The organism is Tropicimonas sediminicola (assembly GCF_900188335.1).
Classification (GTDB): domain Bacteria; phylum Pseudomonadota; class Alphaproteobacteria; order Rhodobacterales; family Rhodobacteraceae; genus Tropicimonas; species Tropicimonas sediminicola.
On sequence record NZ_FZOY01000001.1, the window covers coordinates 660,578 to 673,644 of the forward strand.

General features: G+C 66.3%; 12 protein-coding genes. 10 read left to right on the forward strand and 2 right to left on the reverse strand.

Annotation, left to right across the window (positions count from 1 at the left end):
- The first annotated feature begins 260 nt into the window (after positions 1 to 260).
- The 10 genes from CHB86_RS03170 (at position 261) to CHB86_RS03210 (ending at position 10,139) form a co-directional block, all read left to right on the forward strand.
- Positions 261 to 794 carry a DUF3305 domain-containing protein gene (locus CHB86_RS03170; protein WP_089231612.1) on the forward strand — a complete coding sequence of 178 codons (534 nt, stop codon included), beginning with the start codon at positions 261 to 263 and terminating at the stop codon, positions 792 to 794.
- Positions 791 to 1,366, forward strand: coding sequence for a DUF3306 domain-containing protein (locus CHB86_RS03175; RefSeq protein ID WP_089231187.1), 576 nt, complete (start codon positions 791 to 793; stop codon positions 1,364 to 1,366). Before CHB86_RS03170 ends, CHB86_RS03175 begins: the two co-directional genes overlap by 4 nt.
- 17 nt (positions 1,367 to 1,383) lie before the next feature.
- Entirely contained in the window at positions 1,384 to 1,998 is a 615-nt protein-coding gene (locus CHB86_RS03180; protein ID WP_425445405.1) for a TorD/DmsD family molecular chaperone, read from the forward strand.
- Between the two features lie 57 nt (positions 1,999 to 2,055).
- Positions 2,056 to 2,247 (forward strand): twin-arginine translocation signal domain-containing protein, encoded by a 192-nt coding sequence (locus tag CHB86_RS03185; RefSeq protein ID WP_089231191.1) that lies wholly within the window; start codon positions 2,056 to 2,058, stop codon positions 2,245 to 2,247.
- Positions 2,248 to 2,393: 146 nt separating this feature from the next.
- A complete protein-coding gene (locus tag CHB86_RS03190; RefSeq protein WP_089231193.1) occupies positions 2,394 to 5,375 on the forward strand; it encodes a formate dehydrogenase subunit alpha in 2,982 nt (993 codons plus the stop codon).
- Positions 5,376 to 5,386: 11 nt separating this feature from the next.
- Positions 5,387 to 5,980 (forward strand): formate dehydrogenase FDH3 subunit beta, encoded by a 594-nt coding sequence (gene fdh3B / locus CHB86_RS03195; protein ID WP_089231194.1) that lies wholly within the window; start codon positions 5,387 to 5,389, stop codon positions 5,978 to 5,980.
- A 135-nt stretch (positions 5,981 to 6,115) separates the two neighbouring features.
- Positions 6,116 to 7,351, forward strand: a complete 1,236-nt coding sequence (locus tag CHB86_RS03200) for a formate dehydrogenase subunit gamma (protein ID WP_089231196.1) — start codon at positions 6,116 to 6,118, stop codon at positions 7,349 to 7,351.
- Entirely contained in the window at positions 7,323 to 8,630 is a 1,308-nt protein-coding gene (locus tag CHB86_RS03205) for a c-type cytochrome (protein ID WP_089231198.1), read from the forward strand. Before CHB86_RS03200 ends, CHB86_RS03205 begins: the two co-directional genes overlap by 29 nt.
- A 7-nt stretch (positions 8,631 to 8,637) precedes the next feature.
- On the forward strand, positions 8,638 to 8,763 hold the full coding sequence (locus CHB86_RS25180) for a hypothetical protein (RefSeq protein ID WP_281251206.1): 126 nt from the start codon (positions 8,638 to 8,640) through the stop codon (positions 8,761 to 8,763).
- Positions 8,764 to 8,777: 14 nt separating this feature from the next.
- Positions 8,778 to 10,139 (forward strand): sigma-54-dependent transcriptional regulator, encoded by a 1,362-nt coding sequence (locus tag CHB86_RS03210; RefSeq protein ID WP_089231200.1) that lies wholly within the window; start codon positions 8,778 to 8,780, stop codon positions 10,137 to 10,139.
- 9 nt (positions 10,140 to 10,148) lie between these two features.
- Here the strand turns inward: CHB86_RS03210 and CHB86_RS03215 are convergent, their stop codons facing one another.
- Positions 10,149 to 11,513, reverse strand: coding sequence for an MATE family efflux transporter (locus tag CHB86_RS03215; RefSeq protein WP_176442749.1), 1,365 nt, complete (start codon positions 11,511 to 11,513; stop codon positions 10,149 to 10,151).
- A 267-nt stretch (positions 11,514 to 11,780) separates the two neighbouring features.
- Positions 11,781 to 13,064: a TRAP transporter large permease gene (locus CHB86_RS03220; protein WP_089231204.1), complete on the reverse strand. Its 1,284-nt coding sequence runs from the start codon at positions 13,062 to 13,064 to the stop codon at positions 11,781 to 11,783.
- Between the last annotated feature and the right edge of the window lie 3 nt (positions 13,065 to 13,067).

Consider the following 13,067-nt stretch of genomic DNA (forward strand, 5'->3'; position numbering starts at 1 on the left):
GCTGTGGGCGGTTGGTTTCGGCGGGAAGGCGGGGAATTGATTCGACCGTTCGGCGCGGGTCTAATCCGAACAAAAACACTCAGGTTGGACAATTCGTCCTTGCCCCCCGAAAGCGGTCACCCGGGCAGGGCAAATTGTCCTTGGCGATCACATGTCGACGATGGTGCACAAAAAACCCTTTCGCAGATGCAGGTTGCTGCCCCATGCTGGGTGCCGGAGGAGTAACGCGCGTGTTTCACAATCCCAGCCAGTACTGGACGCTGCCCATTGGGGTGGTCATCCGCCGCTCGCCCGGCGTCACCCGCTGGGCGCAGTGGAGCTGGAAGGCCACAGCCGTGTTGCCCGGCGCCGCAGAGGCGACGTGGCGAGAGCTGCGCCGCGACGGCGAACGCGTCGAGTTCCACGCGGCGACCGTTCCACTCGAGCTGCACGGAGCCGAGACGGAGGCGTACCTTCACGGGCTGACTGCCGAGGTTCCCTGCATCTACGTGATCCTGCGATCCATCACCGGCGAGTGGCCGCTTGAGGTGGTTCTCGCCACGGCCTCGCCCTACGAGGCGCAGGACTACGCCGACAGCGGCGAGGAGATCGTGGAGAAGGTGCCGATGACCGCCGGGCTCGAGGCCTGGGTCTGGGAGTTCGTCGAGGCTTTCCACAAGGAAGAGGTCTTCGTGAAGCGCCGTCGCGACAAGAAGCGGATCGACATCGTCGAGGACGGTATCGGCGATCCGCGGGTCGACAAGCCGGCGGATGTCTATGCGTCGCCCGCGCTCAAGCGGAGGCGGCTGCAATGAGGGGCGGCGATTTCTGGAGCCGTCGCAAGGCGGCGGTAGAGGCCGAGGCCCGGACCGAGGCGGCAGCCGTCGAGGCGGCCCGCGAGGCCGAGGCAGAGGCCGCGCTGGCGGAACGCGACGATGCCGAGATCCTGGCCGAGCTGGGCCTGCCCGAGCCGGAGACGCTGGAGACCTCGGAGCAGGTGCGCGCCTTCCTTGCCTCCGCGGTGCCACAGCGCCTGAAGACCCGCGCCCTGCGCCGGCTCTGGACGACGAACCCGGTGCTCGCCAACCTCGATGGTCTGAACGACTACGACACCGATTTCACAGATGCCGCGACCTGCGTGGAAAACATCCAGACGCTCTACAAGGTTGGCCGAGGGATGGTCGACCGGGCGCTCGAAGTGCCGGCGGACCCCGCCCCCGAGCAGGATGCGCCGGACGAGACAGAGGCGCCCGAAGAACTGATCGCGGCAAACGAGCCGCCGTCGGCGGAGGAGCCCGCCGAAACCGATGCGCCACAGGAAATCGCGACAGCGCAGGAGGCCGCGCCGACGGTCGGCCGGATGCGCTTTCGCTTCGAGACAGGTTGATGACGGAAGAGACGAAGATGACCGCAGCTGACGCAGCCCTGGACAGGACCATCGCCGAGGAGGATCGCTTCCGGGCCGACCTCTACAATTTCCTCGGGCTGCTCCTTGCCGCGCCGCCCGACGAGGGATTGCTCGCGCAGACGGCGTCCCTCAGCGGCGGCGACAGCGAGCTGGGCCGCGCCATCGACACGCTTGCGCGCGTCGCCAAGGTCTCCCGCCCCAAGAAGGTCGAAGGCGAGTTCGGCCGGCTGTTCATCGGTCTTGGCCGGGGCGAGCTCTTGCCCTACGCGAGCTATTACCTGACCGGGTTTCTCAACGAGAAGCCGCTGGCCGCCCTGCGCCGGGACATGGTCGCGCGCGGCATGGTGCGGGCCGAGGACAAGTTCGAGCCCGAAGACGGGATCGCGAGCCTGATGGAGATGATGGGGGCGATGATCGTGGGCCGCTTCGGAAAGCCGGCCGACCTCGCGACCCAGAAGGACTTCTTCAACAAGCACATCCGGCCGTGGGCCGGTCACTTTTTCACGGATCTCGAAGGGGCGAAGAACTCGGTTTTCTACGCGCCGGTCGGCACTGTCGGCCGCGTGTTCATGGAGATCGAGGCGGAAGCCTTTCGGATGAGCGCGGGCTGACGAGGCCCGCACCAACGGCGGCATGCCGCCACCCACAGGAGAGAGGAGGCACCTTTCATGACCAAGAAGCCAGAGGACGCGACGAGCCGTCGCGACTTCCTGAAGCTGGCGGGAACGGCCGCGCCGGTGGCCGCGCTGGCGGTGACCGCGGGGGCCTCGGGGGCCGAAGCCGCCGAACCCGATCCGAGCGTCGAGACGATGCAGGATACCGCGCACACCCGCGCCTACTACAGCAGCGCGCGGTTCTGATCGCACGATGCACGCTGCGCGCAGTTGCGATTGCGCGAGGCACCCCCGGCCCTGGGCAACTGGTTGCGTGACGCCCGACCGCCCGAGCCAACATCGAAAAACCACGCGAGCGCGGCGTCAGTCCGTGCAAGCCAGGGAGTGAAACCATGTTGAGGAAGAAGACCAACGGGGTTGCGAGACGCCCCCAGCGGAACACCCTCCTGACCGAGGCCGCGAGCGCCTCTGTCGATCGCCGCGCCTTCCTGCGCGGATCCGGCCTCGTGATCGGGGGTCTGTCGGCCATCGCGGCGACAGGCGGCACCGTCACCCAGGCCACCGCCCAGACCGTTGCACCGAAGCCGGTGGAACTGAAGAAATCCGTGTGCACCCATTGTTCCGTCGGTTGCACCGTGATCGCGGAAGTCTCCGACGGTGTCTGGATCGGGCAGGAGCCCGGCTGGGACAGCCCGTTCAACCTCGGTGCGCATTGCGCCAAGGGGGCGTCGGTCCGCGAGCACGCTCACGGCGAGCGCCGCCTCAAGTACCCGATGAAGAAAGAGGGTGGCGAGTGGAAGCGCATCTCCTGGGAGCAGGCGATCGACGAGATCGGCGACCAGATGCTGGCGATCCGCGAGGAAAGCGGCCCTGACAGCGTCTACTGGCTCGGCTCGGCCAAGCACAGCAACGAGCAGGCCTACCTGTTCCGCAAGTTCGCCGCCTACTGGGGCACGAACAACGTGGACCACCAGGCCCGTATCTGCCACTCCACCACGGTTGCCGGGGTTGCGAACACATGGGGCTACGGCGCCATGACCAACTCCTACAACGACATCCACAATTCCAAGGCGATCCTGATCATCGGCGGCAACCCGGCCGAGGCGCACCCCGTCTCGCTGCTGCACGTGCTGCGCGCCAAGGAGCAGAACAACGCGCCGCTGATCGTCTGCGACCCGCGTTTCACCCGCACCGCGGCCCATGCCGACGAGTATGTCCGGTTCCGTCCGGGCTCGGACGTGGCGCTGGTCTGGGGCATCCTGTGGCACATCTTCGAGAACGGCTGGGAGGACAAGGAGTTCATCCGCACCCGTGTCTGGGGGATGGACCAGATCCGCGAGGAGGTCGCCCGCTGGACGCCCGACGAGGTGGAGCGCGTGACCGGCGCACCCGAATCCCAGCTTCGCCGCGTGGCGATGCAGCTGGCCAACAACCGTCCCGGCACCCTGATCTGGTGCATGGGCGGCACCCAGCACACCAACGGCAACAACAACACGCGCGCCTACTGCATCCTGCAGCTCGCGCTCGGCAACATGGGCGTTGCCGGTGGCGGAACCAACATCTTCCGCGGCCATGACAACGTGCAGGGGGCGACCGACCTCGGCGTGCTCGCCGACACGCTGCCGGGCTACTACGGCCTCTCGGCCGGCGCCTGGGGCCACTGGGCCCGGGTGTGGGAAGAGGATCCCGAATGGCTCAAGGGCCGTTTCGCCACGATGAAAGGCGCCGACGGCAAGGACAAGCAGATGATGAACCTCACCGGTATCCCGGTGAGCCGCTGGATCGACGGGGTCCTTGAAGCCAAGGAGAACCTGGAGCAGCCGGACAACACCCGGGCCATGGTGCTCTGGGGGCATGCGCCGAACTCCCAGACCCGGATGACCGAGATGAAGACGGCGATGGAGAAGCTCGACCTGCTGGTCGTGGTGGACCCGTACCCGACGGTCTCGGCGATCCTGCACGACCGCACCGACGGCTGCTACCTGCTGCCGGCCGCGACCCAGTTCGAGACCCGCGGCTCGGTGACCGCCTCGAACCGCTCGCTCCAGTGGCGTGAGCAGGTTGTGGATCCGCTGTTCGAGTCCAAGCCGGATCACGTGATCCTTGCGATGTTCTCGAAGAAATTCGGGTTCGACGACCGGATCTTCCGCAACATCTCGATGGACGGTGAACTGGAGCCGAATGTCGAGGACCTGACGCGCGAGTTCAACCGCGGCATGTGGACGATCGGCTACACCGCCCAGAGCCCGGAGCGGCTGAAACTCCACATGGAGAACCAGCACACCTTCGATCGCACGACGCTGCAGGCGGTCGGTGGTCCGGCCGACGGGGATTACTACGGTATGCCCTGGCCCGCGTGGGGAACGCCGGAGATGAACCACCCCGGCACGCCCAACCTCTACGACATGTCGAAGCCTGTCGCAGAGGGCGGCTTGACCTTCCGCGCGCGTTTCGGCGTCGAGCGGGATGGCCAGAACCTGCTGGCCGACGGTGTCTACTCGGCAGGCTCGGAGATCCAGGACGGCTATCCCGAGTTCACCATGCAGATGCTGATCGACCTCGGCTGGGACAAGGATCTGACTGCCTATGAACGGCGGATGATCGAGTATGTCGCCGGTTTCATCAAAGAGCGTCCCGAGATGGGTGCGGAGGTCGGCGAGCAGTCGCAGACCGGCCCGTATCCGTCGGACTTCGCCGATGCGATCGGGGGCGTGAACTGGAAGACCGACCTTTCGGGCGGCATCCAGCGCGTTGCGATCGCGCATGGCTGTGCCCCCTTCGGCAACGCCAAGGCGCGCGCCGTGGTCTGGACCTTCCCCGACCCGGTGCCGATCCATCGCGAGCCGCTCTACACCAACCGGCGCGATCTCGTGGCGGATTACCCGACCTATGCCGACAAGCTGTTCTGGCGGGTGCCGACGATGTACGAGTCGATCCAGAAGAACGACTTCTCGAAGGATTACCCGATCATCCTCACCTCCGGGCGACTGGTGGAATACGAGGGCGGCGGGGACGAGACGCGTTCGAACCCCTGGCTCGCCGAACTCCAGCAGGACATGTTCGTCGAGATCAACCCGCGCGACGCCAACAACCTCGGCGTGCGGGACGGCTCGCAGGTCTGGGTCGAGGGGCCCGAGGGCGGCAAGGTCAAGGTCATGGCGATGGTGACCGAGCGGGTGGGCGAGGGCGTGGCCTTCATGCCCTTCCACTTCGGCGGCCATTACCAGGGCGAGGATCTCAGGTCCAAGTACCCCGATGGAGCGGATCCCTACGTTCTGGGGGAAAGCGCCAACGTCGCGCAGACCTATGGCTACGACTCGGTCACCCAGATGCAGGAGACCAAGGCCACCCTCTGCAAGATCATGCCAGCGTAAGGAGATAGAGAATGGCTAGAGCGAAATTTCTCTGCGACGCCGAGCGCTGCATCGAGTGCAACGCCTGCGTCACTGCGTGCAAGAACGAGCACGAGGTGCCCTGGGGCATCAACCGCCGCCGTGTTGTGACCATCCAGGATGGCAAGCCCGGTGAACGGTCGATCTCCGTCGCCTGCATGCATTGTTCGGATGCGCCCTGCATGGCGGTCTGCCCTGTGGACTGCTTCTACCAGAACGAGGAGGGGGTGGTTCTCCACTCCAAGGACCTCTGCATCGGCTGCGGCTACTGCTTCTACGCGTGCCCCTTCGGCGCGCCGCAGTATCCGCAGGCGGGCAACTTCGGCTCCCGCGGCAAGATGGACAAGTGTACCTTCTGTGCCGGCGGCCCGGAGGAGACCCACTCCAATGCGGAGTTCTCCAAGTACGGCCGCAACCGGATCGCGGAAGGCAAGCTGCCGATCTGCGCCGAGATGTGCTCCACCAAGGCACTGCTCGCAGGCGACGGCGACGTCGTCTCCGCGATCTATCGCGAGCGGGTCGTGGCCCGAGGCTTCGGCTCCGGCGCTTGGGGCTGGGGCACCGCCTACGACCAGAAGGGCGGCTGACCGAGGGAATGGCGGCCGGACACGCACCGGCCGCCGCACCCACTTGTCCAGAATGCGCGGCTCGCCCGGGATCTTCGGATCCGGGGCGGGTCTGCGTTCTACGGCAATTTCCAAGCTAGGATCGAGTGAGACAACATGAGCAATCGAAACTCCGGCTTCGGCGCATTCCTTGCCCTGACCGTGGTGGTCGTGGTCGCTGCGCTGGTGGCATCTCTGGCCGCGCCCGACGCGAATGGCGTGGACGAGGCGGCCCTTGCGGCGGCCCGCGAGGCGACGGGCGGGGCGCAGACCCGCGAGGACATCATGGCCCGCCAGCGGGGTCTCTCCATCGACGACACCTTCCGCAGCTCCGCAATCGGCGATCCCGCCGCGGGGGCGGCCCCAAACCAGCAGCTCGGCACGCTTGGCGGGGTCTCCGACCCTGAGCTGTGGCGGGCGCTCCGCTACAACTCGGCCGATATCAACGCCTCGGCCCGTGGTCCCGCGACCAACGTCCTGATCCAGGATGGCGGCATGACCTGGCTCAACTTTCGCGAGAACATCATCGCCAAGTGGGGCGGATGGCTCTTGCTCGGCATGATCGGCCTCCTGGGCTTCTTCTACCTGACCCGCGGGCGGGTGCCGATCGCCGGCGAGAAGACCGGCCGGCTGGTACTTCGCTTCGGAAGCCTCGACCGCTTCTGCCACTGGCTGACCGCCAGCTCGTTCCTGCTGCTCGGCATCACCGGGCTGATCTCGATGTACGGTCGGCCCTGGCTCATCTCGATCATGGGCAAGGAGGCCCATGCCGACCTCGCCCACTGGTCCAAGCTGATCCATAACAGCGTCAGCTTCGCCTTCATCCTCGGCGTGATCCTGATCTTCCTGAAGTGGATCCGCTTCAACATTCCCAACATGAACGACCTGCGCTGGCTCCGCGTCATGGGCGGGCTCTTCGACGATTCCATCCACCCGCCGGCGGGCAAGTTCAACGCCGGGCAAAAGATCATCTTCTGGTCCGTCATGCTGATGTCGGCCGGCGTGGTTGCGACGGGTATCAGCCTGCTGCTGCCGTTCCGCTTCGCGGTCATGGGGGACATTTTCGCCTGGGTGAACGGGATCGGGGTGCTGTCCTGGTTCGGGTTCGGCGAGCTGCCGGTACACCTCTCGCCACAGGAGGAGATGCAATACACCCAGATCGTTCACGCCGTCTTTGCGTTCCTGTTCATGGCGATGATCATCGGCCACATCTACATCGGAACGCTCGGCATGGAGGGCGCCTTCGACGCCATGGGCACGGGCTATGTCGAGGAGCAATGGGCGCGCGAGCACCATTCGATCTGGCTCGAAGAGGTGAAGGCGGATGAGCGTGCGGCGCAGCCGGCGGAATAGGCCGCTGGGCTGCCTGCTGGGCCTGTGGCTGGCGGCACCCGCCGGGATGCTGGCCGCGCAGGAATTCCAGACCCTCAAGGGCCACGGCGGGCCGATCATGGGCATCGCCGTGTCGCCCGACGGGGTGGTCGCGACCGCGAGTTTCGACAATTCGGTGGGGCGCTGGAACGGCGGCCCGCCGGAATGGCTGGAAGGCCACGACGCGGCGGTGACGGCCATCGCCTACGGGCCCGAGGGGCTGCTGGTGAGCGGAGGGGACGATTTCGCCGTACGAACCTGGGGCGAGAGACCGCAACTCCTCGGGAAGCACCAGGGAAAGGTGGCCTGCGTCGCCGTCGCGCCTTCGGGGGACAGGATCGCAAGCGGCAGTTGGGACGGCTCGATCCGCCTCTGGCCGCTTGATGGCGGAGCGGAAGAAAGCCTTCAAGACCCCGGTGCGGGCGTCAACGATGTGGCGTTCTCGGCCGATGGCCGGTTTCTCTTTGCCGCCACCAATGGCGGCGATCTGCTCCGTTACGATCTCGCAAACGGCGGCGCCCCGATGCCGCTGGCCCGGCACGGGTTCGGGATCAACCGGCTCGTCCTCGGCGAGGGCTGGGTCGCCTATGGCGCGGTCGACGGCCAGACACGGGTGATCGATGCAGAGACAGGCGACGAGATCGCCGATTTCACCCTCGAGCGGCGTCCGATCCTCGCGATGGCGCGGCACGCCGAGACCAACCAGATCGCCGTTGGCGACGGGCAGGGCTACATCATGATGCTGGACACCGCCGACTGGCGGATCGCCCGCGACTTCCGCGCGACGCGGGAAGGGCCGGTCTGGGCGCTGGCCTTCTCGCCGGACGGCACGGTCATTCACGCCGGCGGACTGGACGACGTGGTCTATGCCTGGCCTGTGTCGGCGCTCGGCGAGTTCGATCCCGCAATGGGGCAGGAGCGCAGCTTCCTGCGCGATGCCGAGACCATGCCCAACGGCGAGCGGCAGTTCATGCGCAAGTGCTCGATCTGTCACGATGTGAGCCCGGGCCCCTCGCGCAAGGCCGGCCCGACGTTGCACGGCCTGTTCGGGCGCCGCGCCGGCACGGTGCCCGGCTACCCCTATTCGCCGACCCTCGACGGGTCGGATATCGTCTGGACCGCGGAGACGGTGAACGCCCTGTTCGACGAGGGACCGGACCATTATATTCCCGGCTCGAAGATGCCGATGCAGGTCATCGCTGCCGCCAGCGACAGGGACGACCTGATCCGCTATCTCGAGACGGCCACAACGGGAGAATGAGCCAGACATGAAAGCCATGCTTGCAGGGTTTGCGGCCTCGGTCGTCATCGCCATCGGCGCCTGGTACGGCGCAAACCATCTCGGGTTCTCCTCCGAGGAGGTCTATACCGGCACCAACGTGCGGCTGGAGTAGGCGGCAACAGCGCAATGAACGCTCCAAGGCAGCGCGCGGCCGACAGCGCGGCGGATGACTACGGCAGAAAACTGTCGGGAGCCTCGGTGCTGGTCATCGACGACGAGCCGGGCATGCGGAACTTCCTGACCAAGGTGCTCGAGCCGCGTGTGAAGCGCGTGGAGCAGGCTGCGAGTCCGCGCGAGGCAACCCAGAAGCTCGACGGCGCGCATTTCGACCTGCTGATCCTCGACAACCTGATGCCGGGGATGAAGGGGCTCGACTGGATGGACGAGCAGCGCCGCAAGGGGTTCTTCGGCGACACGATCCTGATCACCGCCTATGCCGACCTGGAAACGGCGATCAGCGCGCTGCGGGCCGGCGTGAGCGATTTCGTCCTCAAACCCTTCCGGGCCAACCAGATCCTCGGCGCCATCGAGCGAACGCTGGACCGCAAGCACCTGCGCCGGGAGAACGCGCTGCTGCGCCGGGAACTCTATGCCAACAACCTGCGCGGCGAGATGATCGGCAAGTCCGAGGCGCTGTCGGCCGTGCATTCCATGCTCAAGAAACTCGCGCCGCTGCCGACGCCGGTGCTGTTTCTCGGCGAGAGCGGGACAGGCAAGGAGCTCGCGGCCGGCCATCTGCACGAGATGTCGGACCGGGCGGAGGCGCCTTTCGTGGCGGTGAACTGCGCCGCCATCGATCCTGACAGGATCGTCGCCGAATTGTTCGGCGTGGTCGACGACAGCGGGCGGCTGAAGCAGGGCCTCTTCCAGCTCGCCGATGGCGGCACGCTGTTTCTCGACGAGGTGGCCCAGATGCCCGTGCAGCTGCAGGCGGCTCTGCTGCGGGTACTGGAGGACAAGAAGGTGCGCCCCCTCGGCGCCGAACGCGAGATCCCGCTGGATTTGCGCTTCCTGTTCGCGACCAACGCCGATCTTCACAAGGCGGTGGAGGAGGGGCGGTTCCGCATGGACCTCTACCACCGGATCAACGTCGTCACGATCGAGATCCCGCCTTTGCGGGATCGCTCGGAGGATATCGTGGAACTGGCGGCCCGGTTCATGGAGCAGTTCGCCAATACGCTCGGGATGCCGGCGCTGGACCTGGACGAGCAGACCTTGCTCAAGATGCGGCGCTACGACTGGCCCGGGAACGTGCGGGAGTTGCGGAACCTGATCGAACGCTCGGTCATCCTCGGTGACTTCCCTGAGGAATTCGCCGGGAGCGGCGCGGTCAAGGGGCCGGAGGCCAAGGAAAACCTCGACATGGTGGTCCAGCGGCACATCCTGCACGTGCTCGACCTCTGCGGTGGGAACCGGGCCGAGGCCGCCCGCAGGCTCGGGGTTTCACGCAAGACCATCGACCGCAAGCTCGCGGCCTGGGAGCTTTGAGCCAGACGCTCAGTCGTCCGCCAGTCCGCGCTTCCATTCGCCCTTGAGCAGACGCAGGTGGAAGGAAGGGAACTTGACCAGTTCCTCGGCAAGGAACAGCGCGAACACCCAGGTGACCGACAGGTCTAGGTAAAGAATGAACAGCGCGGTCAGCGGCACGCGGAACAGCCACTGGGCGGCGAGAAAGATGTTCATCACGTAGAGCGTATCGCCGCCCGCCCGGAGCGTGTGGCCGCACATCGCGTTCGAGCCCTTCGGGAAGGGCAGGATAAGCAGAAACGGCAGGAAGCTCAGCAGCGCCGCGCGGGTTCCGGCCTCGAGATTGCCGTAGAGCGTGCCGGAGGCGAGGATGATCCCGAAAAAGGCGAGCGCAACGATGCCGGCGGCGATCAGCGCGCCGCGCCAGGCCCGGCGTAGAAAGGTATCGAGCTCCGGCCCCCGGCAGTCCCGTCCCAGCAGTTGCGCCACGGCGATCCCCGTGGCCATCGCCCAGGAGATGCTGAAAGTGCCCGCCACCATCACCCAGGGCTGGATCAGCGTCATCGCGGCGAAGTCGTTCACCGTCATCTTCACGAAGAGCAGGGTGGAGACGTAGTTGGCGACGGTGTTGCTGACGAAGGTGCCGGCAATCGGCAACGAGAAGGCGAGGTGACGCCGGATCGAGGCCTGAAGGGTGGTGTTGCGCCAACCCGCGACATTCCGAAAGCCCCCCGTCATCCCGAGAAAGCCCACGGCGAGGAACAGGACGCGGGCAAGGGCGCCGACAGCGCTCCCGACCGCGGCGCCGGTAACGCCCATCTCCGGCAGGCCGAAGTGGCCGTGGATCAGTGCGTAGCTGATGCCGACGTTAATCGGGATGGCGACGAGGTAGCTCAGGAACGGCGCTTTGGTCTTGCCGCAGCCGTTGAAATAGCTGCCCATGCACTGGCCGACCGCCTCCAGCGTGACCACCCAGAGAAACACCGAGAGGTAGCTCCTCGCCTCGCCCGCAATCCAGGGTGTGTGGGCGAAATGGTCGATGAAGGTGCCCGCCAGCGCCCAGACGATCACGAGGCCGATGAGCGCGACGACGAGGCTGATGATCATCCCGGCCACGAATGCCGTCTTGAGGTTCACCGGGTCCCCGGTGCCGAAGGCCTGCGCCACGCGGATCTGCGTCGCGTTGGCAAAGGCGGCGAGCACGCCCAGCAGCAGGGCGCCGAAGGAGGCGGCGAGGCCCATCGCGGCCAGCGCCGGTTCGCCGAGCGCCGAGACCAGCCAGGCGTCGATCACGACGATGCCGTGCAGCATCATCGCCTTGAGCGTCAGCGGCCAGGCCAGGTTGAGGATGGCCCTGTTGGTCGGGATCGTCGGGGATGCCAGGGAAACGGACATCGGCACTCCAGCTAACATGGGGTGACACCCCCTGCCGGTCGTCGCGGTGTCCTCCGCGTGGGCCAATGGGCGTCGCGGCGAGGAGGGGCGGGATTTCCGGCGAGGATCTCTTGCAGGTGCCTGCGGGGCAGGCGGTGTGGCCGTCTTCCGTTCATCGGGCGCCCTGTCGGGCGAGGCCAGCTCCCCGCGGGGCGGGGGAGAGGCCGGCGCCCCACCCGGGAAGGGATGGGGCGCCGGTCGGTGTCGCGCTAGGGGCGTTAGCCCTGCCTACTGGCCCAGCATCGCCGGCAGCGTCAGCGAGACCGCCGGGAAGTAGGTCACCAGGATCAGCGCGGCCAGGATCGCGATGTAGAACGGGAAGATCGACTTCACCGCGTCCTCGATCCGGATCCGGCCCACGGCACAGCCGGTAAACAGGCAGGTGCCGACCGGCGGGGTGCAGAGGCCGAGGCCGAGGTTGACCAGCATCATGATGCCGAACTGGATCGAGTCCATCCCGAGGTCCTTGGCGATCGGCAGGAAGATCGGCGTGCAGATCAGGATCAGCGCCGCCATGTCCATGATCATGCCGAGCATCAGGAGCATGATGTTGATCATCAGCAGGATCATGATCTTGCTCTCGGAGATGCTGAGCAGCAGTGCGGAGAGCTTGTCCGGAACCTGGAAGATCACCAGCAGGTAGGCGAAGGCGCCGGCAAAGCCGATCAGGATCATGACCATCGCGGTGGTGCGCACGGCGGATGTCAGCGCGGTGGTGAAGCCTTTCCAGCCGAGCGACCGGTAGACGAAGGCGGTCAGCAGCACTGCGTAGATCGCACCGAAGGCACCCGACTCGGTCACCGTGAAGATGCCCGAGAGCACGCCGCCGACGATGATCACGGCGGTGATCAGGCCGGGCACGGCGATGGCGCCGGTGCGCGCGACCTCACCCCAGCCAGGGAAGGGTTCGGCCGGATACTTGTGCTTGATCGCGATGACGTAGGCCGCAACCGCCAGGCAGAGGCACATCAGCACCCCGGGAATGACGCCGGCGAGGAACAGCTTGGACACCGAGATGCCGCCGCCCGCCGCCACGGCGTAGATGATCATGTTGTGGCTCGGCGGGATCACGATCCCGGCGATGGACGAGGTCACGGTGACGTTCACCGCGTAATCCGCCCGGTATCCGCGCTCCTTCATGACCGGGATCAGGATCGAGCCGAGCGCCGAGATGTCGGCGATGGCCGACCCCGAAATGCCGCCGAAGAGCATCGAGGACAGGATGTTCACCGTCGCCAGACCGCCGCGGATATGGCCCACGAGGGTGGAGGCGAAGCGCACCAGCCGGATGGCGATCCCGCCATGCAGCATGATTTCGCCGGCAAAGACGAAGAAGGGAATCGCCAGCAGTGCAAAGACGTTGATGCCGGCCATGGTCCGCTGGAAGGTCAGCAGCAGCGGGAAGCCCTCGAACCACATGGCCGAGGCCGCCGCGATGCCCATGGCGAAGGCCACGGGGACACCGATGATCACGCTTCCGAAGAAGACGCCAAGGAGAATGCCAAGACCCATTGC